Annotated in this window: 15 protein-coding genes; 9 read left to right on the plus strand and 6 right to left on the minus strand. The window is 35.4% G+C overall.

The features are described from left to right. Nucleotides 1–142: 142 nt before the first annotated feature. From ACIDC4_RS17845 to ACIDC4_RS17855, 3 genes are all read left to right on the plus strand, one after another. Nucleotides 143–562, plus strand: coding sequence for a hypothetical protein (locus tag ACIDC4_RS17845; RefSeq protein ID WP_412043608.1), 420 nt, complete (start codon nt 143–145; stop codon nt 560–562). A gap of 214 nt (nt 563–776) precedes the next feature. Beyond that, nucleotides 777–1,163, plus strand: coding sequence for a helix-turn-helix transcriptional regulator (locus tag ACIDC4_RS17850; protein ID WP_255700761.1), 387 nt, complete (start codon nt 777–779; stop codon nt 1,161–1,163). Nucleotides 1,164–1,316: 153 nt separating this feature from the next. Then, on the plus strand, nt 1,317–1,649 hold the full coding sequence (locus ACIDC4_RS17855) for a peptidase associated/transthyretin-like domain-containing protein (RefSeq protein ID WP_412043609.1): 333 nt from the start codon (nt 1,317–1,319) through the stop codon (nt 1,647–1,649). Between the two features lie 85 nt (nt 1,650–1,734). Here the strand turns inward: ACIDC4_RS17855 and ACIDC4_RS17860 are convergent, their stop codons facing one another. Both ACIDC4_RS17860 and ACIDC4_RS17865 read right to left on the minus strand, forming a co-directional pair. Continuing rightward, entirely contained in the window at nt 1,735–2,067 is a 333-nt protein-coding gene (locus tag ACIDC4_RS17860; RefSeq protein WP_412043610.1) for a YegP family protein, read from the minus strand. Nucleotides 2,068–2,197: 130 nt separating this feature from the next. Next, on the minus strand, nt 2,198–2,953 hold the full coding sequence (locus ACIDC4_RS17865; RefSeq protein ID WP_412043611.1) for a DUF1349 domain-containing protein: 756 nt from the start codon (nt 2,951–2,953) through the stop codon (nt 2,198–2,200). Nucleotides 2,954–3,056: 103 nt separating this feature from the next. Here ACIDC4_RS17865 and ACIDC4_RS17870 point away from each other — a divergent pair, with 103 nt between their 5' ends. The 3 genes from ACIDC4_RS17870 (at nt 3,057) to ACIDC4_RS17880 (ending at nt 5,649) form a co-directional block, all read left to right on the plus strand. Next, nucleotides 3,057–3,830: a response regulator transcription factor gene (locus ACIDC4_RS17870; RefSeq protein ID WP_412043612.1), complete on the plus strand. Its 774-nt coding sequence runs from the start codon at nt 3,057–3,059 to the stop codon at nt 3,828–3,830. A 101-nt stretch (nt 3,831–3,931) separates the two neighbouring features. After that, nucleotides 3,932–5,062 (plus strand): XdhC family protein, encoded by a 1,131-nt coding sequence (locus ACIDC4_RS17875; RefSeq protein ID WP_412043613.1) that lies wholly within the window; start codon nt 3,932–3,934, stop codon nt 5,060–5,062. Then, entirely contained in the window at nt 5,059–5,649 is a 591-nt protein-coding gene (locus tag ACIDC4_RS17880; protein WP_412043614.1) for a nucleotidyltransferase family protein, read from the plus strand. The genes ACIDC4_RS17875 and ACIDC4_RS17880 overlap by 4 nt, the downstream gene beginning before the upstream one ends. A gap of 841 nt (nt 5,650–6,490) precedes the next feature. Here ACIDC4_RS17880 and ACIDC4_RS17885 read toward each other — a convergent pair. Continuing rightward, a complete protein-coding gene (locus ACIDC4_RS17885; RefSeq protein WP_412043615.1) occupies nt 6,491–7,621 on the minus strand; it encodes a cysteine desulfurase family protein in 1,131 nt (376 codons plus the stop codon). A gap of 174 nt (nt 7,622–7,795) precedes the next feature. On the opposite strand from ACIDC4_RS17885, the gene ACIDC4_RS17890 reads away from it, so the two are divergent. From ACIDC4_RS17890 to ACIDC4_RS17900, 3 genes are read left to right on the plus strand one after another with little or no spacing between them, the layout of a single operon-like run. After that, on the plus strand, nt 7,796–8,437 hold the full coding sequence (locus ACIDC4_RS17890; protein ID WP_412043616.1) for a (2Fe-2S)-binding protein: 642 nt from the start codon (nt 7,796–7,798) through the stop codon (nt 8,435–8,437). Continuing rightward, nucleotides 8,434–9,414 (plus strand): FAD binding domain-containing protein, encoded by a 981-nt coding sequence (locus ACIDC4_RS17895; protein WP_412043617.1) that lies wholly within the window; start codon nt 8,434–8,436, stop codon nt 9,412–9,414. The genes ACIDC4_RS17890 and ACIDC4_RS17895 overlap by 4 nt, the downstream gene beginning before the upstream one ends. Nucleotides 9,415–9,422: 8 nt before the next feature. Continuing rightward, on the plus strand, nt 9,423–11,621 hold the full coding sequence (locus ACIDC4_RS17900) for a xanthine dehydrogenase family protein molybdopterin-binding subunit (protein ID WP_412043618.1): 2,199 nt from the start codon (nt 9,423–9,425) through the stop codon (nt 11,619–11,621). A 500-nt stretch (nt 11,622–12,121) separates the two neighbouring features. On the opposite strand, the gene ACIDC4_RS17905 is transcribed toward ACIDC4_RS17900, so the two are convergent. The 3 genes from ACIDC4_RS17905 to ACIDC4_RS17915 all read right to left on the minus strand — a co-directional run bounded on the left by ACIDC4_RS17905 (nt 12,122) and on the right by ACIDC4_RS17915 (nt 15,496). After that, entirely contained in the window at nt 12,122–12,685 is a 564-nt protein-coding gene (locus ACIDC4_RS17905) for a DUF2911 domain-containing protein (RefSeq protein WP_412043619.1), read from the minus strand. 107 nt (nt 12,686–12,792) lie between these two features. Next, nucleotides 12,793–14,601 (minus strand): glycoside hydrolase family 2 protein, encoded by a 1,809-nt coding sequence (locus tag ACIDC4_RS17910; protein ID WP_412043620.1) that lies wholly within the window; start codon nt 14,599–14,601, stop codon nt 12,793–12,795. 37 nt (nt 14,602–14,638) lie between these two features. Beyond that, nucleotides 14,639–15,496, minus strand: a complete 858-nt coding sequence (locus ACIDC4_RS17915; protein WP_412043621.1) for a heparin lyase I family protein — start codon at nt 15,494–15,496, stop codon at nt 14,639–14,641. Nucleotides 15,497–15,653: the final 157 nt, after the last annotated feature.

The following is a 15,653-nucleotide window of genomic DNA, read 5'->3' on the forward strand; positions in this document are numbered from 1 at the left end:
GTAAGAAAAAAAAACGAGATAATGCGTAATATTGCGGAGGTGAGGAATTGATTTAAAAATAATTATGATCAGATAATTTTTTTAACCTTTTTCAATTCTTCACGACAGTGAATTTATGTTTTTTTTAATCCCCCAAATTATTATGTTCATTACCCTTACTCATGATCAAGTTCAATTTCAATATGGATCAAATCAATGGCAATACAGCTATAATGAGATTGTAGAACTTGGTTTACTCAAAAAAAAGAAGTCTTTTCTTCTTGAAAATTGTGCTTTTATAGCAGTAACAGCTTTGGCGTATTACTGTATGGTTTTCTCCAATTTATCTGAGTTGTATTATATAGGACCTACCTTAATACTCTATACAATTCTAATTATTTTGAGATTTCATAACGACATCGAATTTGAATATTATGTCATTGTGAGAGACATTTATAAAAAAGAAACCAAGGTAAAAATCAACGGTGTAGATCGTCCTGTAATAGGAAAACAGATTGATCATTTTTTAAATCTCAATTTCAACCGATTATTACAAAAAACAAAAAAACAACCTATAAAATAAGCCATGTTATTAGGAATTTCCCTTTACGATTTAGTTATGATAGCAGTGGCTATTTTATATGGTTTTTTTATTACAACTAAAAAAAAATGAACACATACTACTACAGTAACCCTACTATTGAGGTAGTATGATATTAAACATTAAATAGTATAGCTGTAATACTAAAAGTTTAGTACCGGTCAGTTTTAGCTATGCAAAATCCCCCAATGAAATTATGACCTCTTCAATAAAAAATAAAATTAAAAGCATTCGAGAATTAAAAAATTATACGCAGGAATATATGGCAGATCAACTAGGAGTTACACAGGCAGGTTATAGTAAAATTGAAAAAGGAAAGACCATTCTTTCTTATGTAAAATTAGTCGAAATCGCCCGTATTCTCGAAGTTAGTGTAGAAGATGTTATTAGTTTTGACAGTCAGAGATATTTTAATAATGTCAATAAAGTCAGAGGAAACAATAACGGAAGTATTCAGATTAACTCAGATAACAGCGCCACACTTAAGGTGCTGTATGAAGATAAAATAAAACTTTTAGAAAAATTATTACTTAAAACCGAAGAAGAATTATGTCGCTACAAAGACAGATTCGGACAAATTTGAAGTATCAATTATTACGATTTAATTATCGCTTACCAAAGGGTGTATGAAATTTTTCAGGCACCCTTTTTATTTTGGCACCAAAAAAATCACTAAAAGTGGGTATTGTGTATTCTGTAAAAGGAGTATAATTTGGTTCGAATATTTTTTAAAGAAATGAAATCAAAAATAAGCCTAATTGTCCTCATACTATTATTCTGTAGCTGCACTAACAATACTCTATCAGGTTATGTATATGATTATGATACCGAAAAGCCCATTAAAAATGTACAAATAGACAGCAACGGAAATAAAACCGAAACAGATAGCACAGGATATTTTATCTTAAAAGTAAAACCAAATAAAATCTGTAAAATAGTTTTAAGAAAGGAAGGTTACTCTTCAAAAAAAGTCGAACGAAAACCGGATTCCCTTGGCTTATTTTCAAAAAGTAATATAAGTAATATCAGGATTTATTTGTTTGATAAGAATAGCGATTTTACTGAGTAAAAGACACAGTTACAAAACTTAAAAAAGTTTAAGCATAAAAAACGGGGTCGCATAACCCCGTTTTTTCTATCATTATAAAAATCTATTATACTGTTTGATCATCTGTAGTTGCGTCAGCTGCATTTGTTTTTACTGATGCAATTCCGTTATCTCTCGCGCTTGTACTTTCGTACATTTCGCTTGATCCGATGATTTGACCATTGCTGGCTTTTAAATTAAAATACGGTTTACCGCTTTTAGATTCCAGTTTATCAAATTTAGAATCATCCTTAGAATTTGTTTTCACAGATTCAATTCCGTTTAAGCAAGCAGCTTTTGAAGAATAACCTTCACTACTCAAAATAGTCTGGCCGTTACCTGCTTTTAGATTAAATTGGAATTCACCATTGGTTCTTTTAGTAATTACAAATTTTCCCATGTAGTTTTATTTAAGTTAAATATTATTTATTTTGCTACAGATAAAAATACAAAACTTGATCATATAAATCATACAAATACAAAAAATAATTGATTCTATGGGAGTTACAAAATGGTAACTTCTGGTTTAATTAATTCCCCATTCTAAAATCGGTCACACTTTTTTGATCTAAGCTAATCTCTTCAAAAATACTTTGTGTTCCTTTATCTACAGGACATTGGGTACTAATTCCCATCCAGATTGTTTTAGGATAATTGTTTTTGTACAAACGAACCATTTGCCAGTTTTTTTTATCCAAAGAATAATAACTGGCCACTGTTTTGGTATCTGATGATATTTTCATGTAAATCGTTGGAGCCGTCACAACATCATGATTATTATCGTCAGAAGTTCCAATCGTGCGTACCGTTACCACACGATGATTGCCGCGTTCGTCCTGCTCAAAACAAAATTTTTGATAAAAATTATCATGCACATAAATATATAAAACACCCGCATTGTACAATCCTTTCTCTGTAAATTCAGGCGTTACTTTTGCTATTAAAGTAAAAGGTTTGGTATTATCGACTTTTGATAATAGAATAGGAGCAGTGTTGTTGGATAATTCACCATTAGGATCCGAAAAATAATCTTTCTTTTCGCCTGCGCGGAAAATTACTTTGCCATTTGCATCGGCTTTCGCCAAAGTATCAGCGCCATTAATAGATTTAGTAAAATGAATATTAGCAAGTTTAATATCGCAGGGACTCCCGTTTACAAAGGCAGAATCCGTTTTTTGGCTGTTTTTTGAAGTTCCTTCTGATACTTCTTTTTGGTTATTGTTTCCGCAGGCCGATAGTAAAGTTAAACCGGATAAAATGCAGAAAACATAAAATTTTGATTTCATAAAGTGCTTTTTTTAAATAGAAAAATTATATTTTAGTTTATCAAAAATACCACCGCTTTGCAGAAGCTGCAATACGTAAAATTAACCATTTTTAATCCTGTTTATGTCAAATGTATCCGTCGAGAATCAATTATCAGCTACTTTATTAGAACAAACATTTTCGATAGAAGAATGCAATGATATAGAAACCTTCAAAAAATTAGTTGCAGGTTATGTCAGTCTCGATCAGTGTGTGGCCGTCTTATCAGATTTTCAAGCCGATTGCAGTTATATTTATGCAGGGAATTTCGGAAAAGTATTTGGTTTACCGGCAGAAAACTCTGTGATCGATTCTGCCTTTGAAGAATGTATCTTCACCAAAATTCATCCAGACGATTTAATCGAGCGTCATATCTTAGAACTGAATTATTTTCAATATCTAAAAACACTGCCTTATCAGGACAGTCATAAGTACAGTACATCAAGCCGCATTCGTACTCAAAATACATTGGAAAATTGTGCCTACATCAATCACAGAACCATTTACCTAAAAAGCTTTAGCAACGGAAGCGTCTGGCTGGCATTGTGTCTTTATGCACCATCGGCAGATATTCAGCCCCGTTTAGGAATCGACGGTAAAATAGTCAATATCGAAACTGGTGAAGTTATTTCGATCGAAAAATACAAACATTACGAACAAACCCTGCTTTCTAAAAGAGAACTCGAAATCCTGACACTGGTAGCAAAAGGAAGCAACAGCGCACAAATTGCCACGCAGCTCAATATCTCGGTTTATACTGTACGCCGTCACAGACAAAATATTATCGAAAAAATGAAAGTCGCCAATACAACCGAAGCGGTAAAAACAGCGATGGTCATGGGAATCATATCGATTTAAATGTAATGGTTAAAAATATTTTTATTGAGTTAATACTTTAAGATGTTTAGATATTCGGCAAAAAAATAATTAGCTATTTTTGTTACGCACGATTTAGTAGTATGAAAGAAATAAACGAGATTCTAAAAGCACATTCCCAGGCAAAAGCCGCCGGAAAAAAGACAGCACTTGCCACCGTGGTAAAGGTCGAGGGTTCTTCGTACCGTCAGCCTGGAGCTCGTATGCTCGTTACCGAGGATGGTTTGCTAACAGGCGCCATTAGCGGAGGCTGTTTAGAAGGCGATGCATTGCGAAAAGCGCTTCTTTCCATCCATCAGCAACAAAACAAATTAATTACTTACAATACAAGTAATGAAGAGGATAGCGAAGTAGGTTTGCAATTAGGATGCAACGGAATTGTTCATATTCTTTTTGAATATATTAATGATGAGGTAGAGAATAATCCGATAAAGCTTTTGCAGCAGTTAGAACTGGAACGAAAAGATGCTGTCGTAGCAACCGTTTTTTCATTAAAAAGACAAGCAATTCAGCAAGGAACAATACTGTTTTACAGAGAAAATCAAGAACTAATTTACAGCAGTAATAGTACACTTAATATTCTGCAAGATGCAAAAGAGGCATTGAATGCCAAAACAACATTAATAAAAAAACTTCACGATGATCAGGAGAATGAGGTTTTGGCAGATTATATAAATCCTCCCGTTTCTCTGGTAATTGTTGGAGCAGGAAATGACGTTCAGCCATTGGTAAAAATGACTTCTTTATTAGGTTGGGAAATTACCATTGGCGAAGGCCGAGCAACACATGCTACAAAAAAAAGATTTCCGGAAGCCAAAAATGTATTTGTTGTAAAACCGGAACAATTACTGGAAAATATTATTATCGACGAACAGACTTATTTTGTCCTGATCACGCATAATTATAAATATGATTTGGCTGTTTTAAAACTTCTCATAAAAATCAATTGTAATTATATTGGAATTTTAGGTCCAAAAACAAAACTCAATCGTATGCTCGATGATTTGAACAATGAAGGCATACAATTGACAGAAGAAAAATTAAACATCATTTACGGCCCAATAGGACTTGATTTGGGAGCAGAAACATCAGAAGAAATTGCCTTATCGATCGTGGCTGAAATAAAAGCGGTAATGAGCGGTAAACAAGGAACTTCATTAAAATATAAAACAGAAAAAATACATACTGCAACCAATACATCTTGTTTAATATGAAAGAGATAACAGGAATTGTTGTTTTAGCAGCAGGAAGTTCATCAAGATTGGGACAGCCTAAACAATTGCTTTTGTATAAAAATACTTCTCTTTTAAAAAATACAATTTCCCAAGCTTCTCAGGTACCAAATACTGCAATTATAGTCGTTACCGGATCGAATCACGAACTGATCGAAAAAGAAATTACTGATCCCGAAATAAAAACAATTTTCAATCCTGATTGGGAGTTGGGAATGTCATCTTCTATAGCAACAGGTTTAAAAGAATTGTTACGCTTAAATCCCGATATCCAAAAATGCATTTTTACGGTTTGCGATCAGCCTTTTATTACAACTATCGTCTTTGAGAACTTGATAAAAGAACATCAAAAAACAGTAAAAGGAATTGCCGCCTGTGAATACGCAGCAACCTTAGGGACCCCGGTACTATTCCATAAAAAATATTTCACCGAGTTGCTACAACTAAAAGGTCAGGAAGGCGCAAAAAAAATAATCAATAGATTTTTAGAAGATACTATTGCAGTTCCTTTCGAAAAAGGCAATGTAGACATCGATACTATTGAGGATTATAATGAGCTTATTTCTTAAAGAAAGGTTCAAAGGAACAAAGGTTCAGAGGGAAAGTGATAAGGTAATTTAAATATAGATTTTAATTATTCGATCCTTTAAATTGAGACTTTTAAAAAAAAACTTTGCGTCTTTGCGAGAAATTATTAAACATAAAAAAAATCTTAGTGTCTTCTCGCCTTTGTGGCCAAAAAAACATGTCGCTCCGCTGGAGCTTTTTCCATATGCCGAATTATTAGCTATAAATATACCGCTTCTCCGAAGCTTAAAAAAAAAAAAACTTAGCAGCTTAACAAGGAATCATAAGCATTAAAAAATAAAAAACTTTGCGACTTTGCGACTTTGCGAGAAATTATTAAATATAAAAAAAAATCTTAGTGTCTTCACGCCTTTATGGCCAAAAAAACATGTCGCTCCGCTGGAGCTTTTTCCAAATGCCGAATTTATTAGCTATAAATATATCGCTTCTCCAAAGCTTAAAAAAAAAGAAACTTAGCAGCTTAACAAGAAATCATAAGCATTAAAAAATAAAAAACTTTGCGACTTCGCGCCTTTGCGAGAAATTATTAGACATAAAAAAATCTTAGTGTCTTCGCGCCTTTATGGCAAAAAAAACATGTCGCTCCGCTGGAGCTTTTTCCAATTGCCGAATTTATTAGCTATAAATATATCGCTTCTCCGAAGCTTAAAAAAAAGAAACTTAGCAGCTTAACAAGAAATCATAAGCATTAAAAAATACAAAACTTTGCGACTTCACGCCTTTGCGAGAAATTATTAGACATAAAAAAATAGCGACCTTATCAGAAATCATTAAGCAAATAAAAAAACTTTGCGCCTTAGTGCCTTCGTGGCAAAAAAAAAACTAAAGCTCTCTTACCAAAGTACAAACCCTCTCAATAGTCACTAAAATTTCTCCTTCAGTTGTAAATTTCCCTAAACTAAAACGAATTGAACTCAAAGCATTTTCATCAGATAAACCCAAAGCCTTCAATACATGCGAAGGTTCGGATGTAACAGCAGAGCAGGACGAACCATTCGAAACCGAAATATTCTGCAAAGCTAGAATCAGACTTTCAGAATTCACTCCCGGAAAGCAAATATTCGACGTATTGTATATTCGGTTTGAGGTGTTTCCGTTTACAAACGATCCTTCAATTTGTAGTAAAGATTTTTCAAGACGATCTCTAAGCTTTTGTATTCTTTCCTGATCTGTTTTCATTTCGGCTTCGGCAATTTCAGAGGCTTTTCCTATACCAATAATTCCGGGAACATTTAGTGTTCCACTGCGTAATTTGCGTTGCTGTCCGCCGCCGTGTATTTGTGGAGTTAATTTTAATTTCGCTTTCGCGGAAAGATACAAAGCACCAACACCTTTTGGTCCGTAAAATTTATGTGCCGAAAGAGCCAAAAGATCAATCCCTGATTTTTGTACATCAATAGCCATTTTTCCAACAGCCTGAGTGGCATCACACATAAAAAGAGTTTTTTTCGAATGAACTATTGCTGATATTCTATCAATATCCTGAATCACACCAATCTCATTATTCACCATCATCACAATAACCATTAAGGTTTGATCGGTAATAGAATCGTTTAAAAGCTGAAGATCTAAAATACCATCGGAATCCACGGGTAAATAAGAAACCTCAAAACCAATACTTTCCATAAATTGGCAGGTATCCAGAACAGCCTTATGTTCTGTAATAACCGTTACAATATGTTTTTTGTTTTGATTTGCAAGCCCTTTTATAGCTAAGTTGATTGATTCTGTTGCGCCCGACGTAAAAATGATCTCTTCCGGAGTTGCCCCAATCAGGTTTGCAACTTGCCACGAAGCATTTTCGACAGCTTCATTTACGGTTAATCCTGCTAAATGACCGCTACTGGCATTCGCATAGGAATGGGTAAAATAAGGAAGCATGGCATCAAGTACACGTTCGTCAAGTTGGGTAGTAGCGTTATTATCGAGGTAAATGGGTTGCTGTAGGGACATTTTTTAATTCTTAATAAAGTAAAAATACAATTTAGTAATTTAAATCTAATTTTTTTAATGATTCTAAATTGTATTTAAAATGGTGTTTATGTGAATTTTGTAATTTTTTGTCGCATAGGATTCTTAAATTTGTTAGGAGTAACATTAGATTTTACTAATTTAAAAACAGTATGCATGGCTGCCAAAAGAACAATTAAAAACAAAGCAGTAGAAGAAGAATCGAGTTCTTCACGTCGTGATTTTATAAAAAAATCCGGATTATTTACTGCACTTGCTTTGACACCGCCTTCATTGGTGATGGCTTCTGATAATAAATGGGATGAAAAAATCGCAGAATATTTAGAGACCGTTCCGTTATCGCTTGAAGTAAACGGCGTAAAGCACAATCTAAATGTAGAGCCCAGAACCACGCTGCTTGATTTATTAAGAGAACAATTGTTACTTACCGGAACCAAAAAAGGCTGCGATCATGGGCAATGTGGCGCTTGTACCGTTCATGTAAATGGCACCAGAATACTATCTTGCCTGTCATTGGCATCCATGCAGCAAAACGCTCAGGTAACCACCATTGAAGGACTTTCGAAAGGGAAAAAACTACATCCCATGCAGGAAGCTTTCATTAAAAATGATGGTTTTCAATGTGGCTATTGTACCCCCGGACAAATTATGTCAGGTATAGCCTGTATCAAAGAAGGTCATGCCAACAGCAGAGAAGAAATTAGGGAATATATGAGCGGAAATATTTGCAGATGCGGCGCTTACCATAATATTGTCGATGCCATTACAGAAGTTAAGGAAGGAGGGAAGCTAGTATGAAAAACTTTCAGATCATAAGAGCATTATCATCAAAATCAGCAGTAACTACTATTGCCAAAGAAAACTCAGCCATGTTTATTGCGGGAGGAACCAATCTTGTCGATTTGATGAAGAAAAATGTTGTCGCTCCTGATAAACTTATAGATATTAACGGGGTAGATTTAAAAAAGATAGAATTCCTGACAGGAAAAGTTTCAATTGGCGCAATGGCCAAAAACAGTCAGGTTGCCGAAGATAAAACAATACAGGAAAAATATCCTTTACTGGCATTGGCACTAGCTGCCGGTGCATCGCAACAAATTAGGCATATGGCAAGTGTAGGAGGAAATATGTTACAACGTACACGTTGTTCCTATTTTTATAATACTGATATGCCCTGCAATAAACGAACTCCCAAAAGTGGCTGCGGCGCCATTGGCGGATCTAATAGAATGCATGCCATTTTTGGTGCTTCTGATAGTTGTATTGCCGTGCATCCAAGTGATATGTGTGTGGCACTTGCAGCTTTAGATGCTACCGTTTTTGTTGAAGGCCCTAAAGGAAAAAGAGAAATTAAGTTTACTGACTTTCATAGGCTTCCAGGCAATATGCCGGAAAAAGACAATACACTTGAAAACAAAGAAATCATTACTTCAATCGAGATTCCTAATAACAATTTTGCGAAGTACAGCCACTATCTAAAAGTTCGCGACAGAACCAGTTATGCTTTTGCATTAATATCTGTTGCCGTAGGTTTAGATATTCAAAATAATACGATTAAAGATGCAAGGCTTGCAATGGGCGGCGTGGCGCATAAACCATGGCGACTCACAGAAGCAGAAGAATTTTTGAAAGGAAAAACAGTTTCTGAAACCACATTCAGGCAAGCAGCTGATTTGGCCATGCATGGCGCAAGAGGTTACGGTGATAATGATTTTAAATTAACACTGGGACCAAACGCCATTACTGAAGCATTAACGATAGCAGCATCTAAATAATTTGAATTATGAGCAAGACAAGTAATATAAACAGAGTTGACGGATTTGCTAAAGTAACAGGTTCAGCCACCTATTCAGCCGAGTATAAAACTCCAGGCGTTGCTTATGCATGCCTCGTAGGAAGTACGATTGCCAAAGGAAGAATTAAAACTATTGATACCAAAAAAGCCGAATGGGCGCCGGGAGTTTTAGCTGTTATTACACATCTTAATGTAGATAAACCAGTTGGATACGAACAACCAAAAAAACGCGATAACTTAGGTCAGCCACTTCAGATTTTTAAGGATGATTCGGTTCGTTATTATGATCAGCCCATTGCTTTGGTAATTGCAGATACTTTTGAGCGTATGCAATATGCTGCCAGTCTGATCAAAGCAGATTATTTAAAAGAAGACCATTCAACAGAACTTGAAAAAGTAAAAGATAAAGGAAAAACTCCGGAACGTGCAAAAGATTATCATCGTGGCGTTGAGGACGGCTATAAAAATGCAGCAGTAATTCTTGAAGAAGAATATACCATACCAACCGAAGTGCATAACCCAATGGAACTGGCTAACATCATTGCCAAATGGGACGGAAATAAACCTATACTTTATACCAAAAGTCAGGGTGTAGAAGGAACCCGTAAAAGTGTGGGAGATGTATTTGGGATTCCTGCCGCAGATGTTTCTGTAAATTCAGAATATCTTGGAGGTGCTTTTGGGATGGGATTGCATACATGGCCTTATGAAATTGCAGCCCTTATTGGCGCAAAAAAAATAAATCGTCCTGTAAAACTGGTATTGCATAGAGAACAAATGTTTACCAATGTAGGATTTCGACCTTATACGATTCAGAAAATGGGTCTTGGTGCCACCAAAGAAGGCAAACTGACAGGATTAACGCATGAAGCTATCGCCATGACTTCGAGTTATGAAGATTTTATGGAAGGTACCGTAAATATGTCCCGATTTATTTATGACTGTGCCAATGTTTCAACCCGATATCGTATTGTTCCTCTTGACACCTGTACGCCGATCTGGATGCGTGGTCCGGGAGAAGCAACAGGTTCTTTTGCTTTAGAAAGTGCTATGGACGAGTTGGCTCATAAATTAGATATGGATCCAATTGAGTTTCGCAAACTGAATTATGCCGAAAAAGATCTCGAACAAAATAAACCCTGGAGTAGCAAATATCTTTTAGAATGCTATGAAGGCGGTATGGAACGCATTGGCTGGAAAAACCGTAAAAATAAACCCGGATCTGTTCGTGAGGGCGAATGGCTCGTAGGTTACGGAATGGGAACCGGAACTTTTGGCTGTTATAGAAGTCCTACTTCTGTAAAAGCTAAATTTTTAACCAATGGTACTTTGGTTTTGCAATGTAGCGTAAACGATATGGGGCCCGGAACAGCCACTATGATGACCGCGATTGGTGCCGATGTAACCGGAATACTAAGTGAAAATGTGATTATCGAAATGGGAAAAAGCGGTCTTGCAAAAGGACCAACCCAAGGAGGTTCAGCAACCACTTCATCTGTAGGATCAGCGGTCAACGATTCCTGCCAGTTATTAATAACAAAAGCCATTGAACTGGCGAGTAAATCAGACGCATTAAAGAATGTGCCTATTACTAATCTGGCCTTTGCGAATGGTTTAGTAACTTCAAAAAAAGACAGTTCGAAAAGTATTTCTTTAGTTGAGGTATTGAACGCAAATAAATTAGAAGAATTAGTAGTCGAAAATGAATCAAAAGCTTCTGAAGAGGCCAAAAAATACTCGATTTATTCTTTCTCTGTACATTTTGTAAAAGTATTGATAAATCCAAATCTTGGAAAAATCAGATTAGCACATGTGGTTTCCTGCGCTGATATTGGAACCGTAATCAATCAGAAAACTTCGGCAGGGCAAATGTATGGCGGAGCGGTAGGAGGAATCGGAATGGGATTGATGGAATCGCTAGAAATCGATCACAGATTTGGTCGCCCTATAAACAATAATTTTGCCGATTATCATGTTCCCGTAAATGCCGATATTGAAAAACAGGAAATATTTTTTGTCAATAAAAAAGATCCAATTAGTAACCCAATGGGAACAAAAGGACTTGGAGAAACAGCCCTCGTAGGAATGGCTCCGGCAATTGCCAATGCAGTTTTTAACGCAACAGGAAAACGGGTACGAGATTTACCTATTACGCTGGATAAAATTATAGAAACCGTAAAGGTTTAAAATAAAAAACGAGACATTCAACGTCTCGTTTTTTTTTTATCAATTTCAAACATAGCCCATGGTTTTAACCACGGGGACGCAATCAAAAGAAAATAATCCATATCCAATCCCATGTCCCTGTGGTTGAAACCACAGGCTATATTATTTGAGATTTCAAGATTTTCAACCAAGTCCGAGCGGGACGAAATATTTATAGATATTATTTTATGATATGCAACAGAGCCCTGTAGGGGTGAAAAATATGTCGCTCCGCTGGAGCTTCGTTTTCAAATTGACATTTTGGTTCTATAAATATATCGCTCCTCTGGAGTTTTTTTGTATCTATTTCAAACATAGCCCGTGGTTTCAACCACGGGAACGTAATTAAAAAACAATCCGTATCCAATCCTGTTGTCCCCGTGGTTGAAACCACGGGCAATGCTTATGTAGCACTGAAAATTAGCTACAAAAAAAGGGAGACATTAAAAATGTATCCCTTTTCATATCAAAAAATATTTTAATTATTTAACCGTAATAGGTAATTCAACAGTTGTTTTGTCCCACCCAATTACCAGATTTGCTACAGAATCTTTACTTGTAAAAGCAATTGATAAAGCTTCGATTACTTCAGATACTGGTTTTACAGGAACCGAAACTCTCACAACATCTTTACTTTCGTCGTAAGCATAACCACCCCATAAATCAAGCTCTTTATTGATGATGATCGTCCATTTGTCTTTTTCAGGAATTGCAAATAAACTATAAGTACCCGCTGCAACTTTTTTACCACCAATTGTTACCGCTTTGTAGAATTTGATTTCTGTATTTTCGTTTGCACCAACTCTCCAAACTTCACCAAATTTTACAATATCACCAAAAATTGTACGTCCTTTTGCAGAAGGTCTTGCGTAAGTAACTTTTACAACAGGATTTGGATTATCAGTTTTTTTGAATTTAACTGCCTTGTTTGGGAAATAAGAAATATCAACCGGACTTGCATCAAGCGGAGCAAATTTTACTACTTCCTGAGCTTGAACTGTAAAGGCAGCAAACAAAGTAACTACCATTAAACTTAATTTTTTCATAGAATTACAATTTTTAGAATAACTACAAAGTAAGTTAATAATGAATAAAAATCATATCATTACAGTTTGTTTTTTGTTAATGAATTGATAATAGTGCTTAATTTATATTATTCTGTTTTCTTTTTGGCGTACCAGTTCTGCATGATATAAAAAGCTTTCTTCTTTTCACCGTCATTCGAAATTAAACCTTTACGATTGTAACCGTCCTGAATTCCCGGAAGCAATCTTTTTGGAGATCTGAAATCTACCAGAATCCACGGACTTAAACCGCTAAGATGAGGTATTTTTTCGATCATTTTCAGGTTCTGAATGTATAAGTATTCCTGATATTCCTCTGTCCAGCGTTCGTTTTTTTCTCCGTGAAAACCCGCTTTGGCATCTCCTCCAAATTCAGAAACAATTACTGGTTTGTTGTAAGGTGTGTCCCAAAATGTCTTTTCAGCGTTTTCTAAATTTCCGCCATACCAACCCAAATATTGATTGAAAGCAATAATATCAAGCGATTTACCAATTTCATCATCGATCATTCCAACTCCTTTTACGTTATGAGTCAATAATGCAGCGCTGATTAATCTTGTATTGTCCAGTGATTTTGTATGTACCACCAAATTTTTCAGAAACGTATTTCTTGCATCAGAAATTGGCGTTTCATTCGCCATCGACCAAATAATAATACTCGCTCTGTTTTTATCTCTTGTAATAGCCGCTGTCAATTGATCTTCGGCATTTTTATATGTTTTTTCGTTGGTGAATTCAACGGTCCAGTAAACCGGAATTTCTTCCCAAACCATTAATCCTAATTTGTCTGCAAGTCTGATAATGTTTTCATTATGCGGATAATGTGCCAGACGAACATAGTTGCAGCCCAATTCCTGAGCCCAGTTTAATAAACGCAAAGCATCTTCTTCAGAGTTGGCACGTCCGCCTTTTGCATTTTCTTCGTGAATAGAAATTCCGCGTAAAAAGATCTGTTTTCCGTTTAATAAAATTTTGTCTTCCTGAGTTTCAATGGTTCTAAAACCAATATTGTCTTTTAGTTTTTGTCCGTTAAAATCAATTACCACATCATATAATTTTGGATTTTCAGGAGACCAATAAGAAATTTTCTTAGCAGGAATTTCAAAATTTACAATTCCGTCAGCACCTACTTTTCCTTTATAATTAATTTTCAATTCCGGAATCGAAATCGTAACAACATTTTGCGCCGGATTTAAATTGTTGATTTTTGCAAAACCAGAAATCAAAGCCGCATTTCCTTTTTTAAGCTGAATATTATAATCTTCAATAAACGATTCATTCTCTTCGATTAAAGTAACATCGCGCGTGATTCCGCCATAATTCCACCAATCGGTATTCACAGTCGGCACATCTTCTTTATGGCGTGTATTATCAACTTTTACCACCAAATAATTGTCTTTTGGTTTTACAATCGAAGTTAGTTCATAATTAAAAGGCGTAAATCCACCTTCATGAGTTCCAAGTTTTTTTCCGTTCAAATAAACATCCGCTTTATAATTAATCGCTCCAAAATAAACAAAAAGGCGCTTTTTATCCTTTAATTCATAATCGAATGATTTCTTGAACCAAACATTTCCTTCATAATATTTAAGTTCCGGAACCTGCGAATTCCAATCTCCCGGAATAGTAATTTTTGCCGATTTATCAAAATCATATTCTACCAGTTCCTGCTTGTTTGCAGCATGATAATTATTAAAAAAAGCGCCATTTGATGGTTTTGCCTGTTTATCGTATTGATCCAAATGAAAGCTGTAAAATCCCGTTTGATAAGGATCAATAATATAATTCCAAACCCCGTTTAAAGAAGTTGTGGTTCTGTTTGGAACATTCGAGATTAAATTTTGTGCCTGCCCGATAAAAGCAGTTGTTAGTAGTAATAAGGTAATTAGTTTTTTCATTCTTATATTTATTTTGGTCATTTTATATTTTGGATAACTACTTATCTTTTCCAGATGAAGTAGTGAGTTCTTGTATGCTAAAATCAGAGAATCTCATTGTTTCGTCTTTCATATTCGCAATATCTTTCAAACTGCGATACATTCCCCATTTAGGTCTAATAAAAGAATTGTCAGCGCGAATCGTTTGAATATTTGAATTGCTGTAATTCAGCAAAGTAGTTCCGTCACTTACTTTTTTTATAGTTATGGCATAAGTTCCTTTTAAGCCCACTTTAATAGTTTCTGTTGCTTCCACCCAGTTTCCTTCAAATAAAGACATATCGACCGTTTGGTATTTTATCATTTTTGTCGCTTCATCTTTAACATAAATGAGTTCGAGTTGGTTAGAACCGTTTGTCATTTTTCTTAAAGTTAAAGTAAACAAAGGATTGCCCGCATCGCCATCGACCGCTTTAATCTGATGAATATGGGTAAAATCTTTAGTAGGTTGAAATCCTACGGGTATTTTAAAACGCCATTTGTACTGAACCGTTTCTCCAGTTGTTCCTTTTAAATTATCAGGAGAAGGTTCGAATGACTTTATTTCGACACGCTGCCTGTCCGTTTTACCTTTTACAGGTTCATTGTCCGGAGGCGTGTTCGTAACATGTAGATTAAATTCAAAAACATATTTCTTCAAATCATCATCATAAACTTCCGCAATATGCCTTCCAAAACTGGGATGAATAGCATCCGGAGCTTCTACGGCACCGTTTGTAGTTCCAGGCGCCAAAACTTTTGTAATTAATTCATAAGTACCAAGTCCGTCAGGGCCGTCGGCATTTAGGGTTACTTGTGCATTGGTTATAAAACTGGTCATTGCTAAGGCAAATCCGTAGAAGATTGTATTTTTCATAATTGTTGATCTTTATTATTTCAGGCGGAATTTTTTATTTCACGCAGATTTTAAAAAGATTTAAGCAGATGCGGGCAAATTTTTTATCATCTGACTTCAAAGTCTGGCTTGTCTTTCTAAACGAAGGATCTCCGCATTCATTTTCTCAAGCATTTAT

This window comes from Flavobacterium sp. C3NV, assembly GCF_046825355.2.
Taxonomy (GTDB): Bacteria; Bacteroidota; Bacteroidia; order Flavobacteriales; family Flavobacteriaceae; genus Flavobacterium.

Excerpts from the sequence above, each read along its gene's own strand:
- ACIDC4_RS17845 (WP_412043608.1), top strand. The coding sequence starts at position 143 with ATGTTCATTACCCTTACTCATGATCAAGTTCAATTTCAATATGGATCA.
- ACIDC4_RS17850 (WP_255700761.1), top strand. The coding sequence starts at position 777 with ATGACCTCTTCAATAAAAAATAAAATTAAAAGCATTCGAGAATTAAAA.
- ACIDC4_RS17855 (WP_412043609.1), top strand. The coding sequence starts at position 1,317 with ATGAAATCAAAAATAAGCCTAATTGTCCTCATACTATTATTCTGTAGC.
- ACIDC4_RS17860 (WP_412043610.1), bottom strand. The coding sequence starts at position 2,067 with ATGGGAAAATTTGTAATTACTAAAAGAACCAATGGTGAATTCCAATTT.
- ACIDC4_RS17865 (WP_412043611.1), bottom strand. The coding sequence starts at position 2,953 with ATGAAATCAAAATTTTATGTTTTCTGCATTTTATCCGGTTTAACTTTA.
- ACIDC4_RS17870 (WP_412043612.1), top strand. The coding sequence starts at position 3,057 with ATGTCAAATGTATCCGTCGAGAATCAATTATCAGCTACTTTATTAGAA.
- ACIDC4_RS17875 (WP_412043613.1), top strand. The coding sequence starts at position 3,932 with ATGAAAGAAATAAACGAGATTCTAAAAGCACATTCCCAGGCAAAAGCC.
- ACIDC4_RS17880 (WP_412043614.1), top strand. The coding sequence starts at position 5,059 with ATGAAAGAGATAACAGGAATTGTTGTTTTAGCAGCAGGAAGTTCATCA.
- ACIDC4_RS17885 (WP_412043615.1), bottom strand. The coding sequence starts at position 7,621 with ATGTCCCTACAGCAACCCATTTACCTCGATAATAACGCTACTACCCAA.
- ACIDC4_RS17890 (WP_412043616.1), top strand. The coding sequence starts at position 7,796 with ATGGCTGCCAAAAGAACAATTAAAAACAAAGCAGTAGAAGAAGAATCG.
- ACIDC4_RS17895 (WP_412043617.1), top strand. The coding sequence starts at position 8,434 with ATGAAAAACTTTCAGATCATAAGAGCATTATCATCAAAATCAGCAGTA.
- ACIDC4_RS17900 (WP_412043618.1), top strand. The coding sequence starts at position 9,423 with ATGAGCAAGACAAGTAATATAAACAGAGTTGACGGATTTGCTAAAGTA.
- ACIDC4_RS17905 (WP_412043619.1), bottom strand. The coding sequence starts at position 12,685 with ATGAAAAAATTAAGTTTAATGGTAGTTACTTTGTTTGCTGCCTTTACA.
- ACIDC4_RS17910 (WP_412043620.1), bottom strand. The coding sequence starts at position 14,601 with ATGAAAAAACTAATTACCTTATTACTACTAACAACTGCTTTTATCGGG.
- ACIDC4_RS17915 (WP_412043621.1), bottom strand. The coding sequence starts at position 15,496 with ATGAAAAATACAATCTTCTACGGATTTGCCTTAGCAATGACCAGTTTT.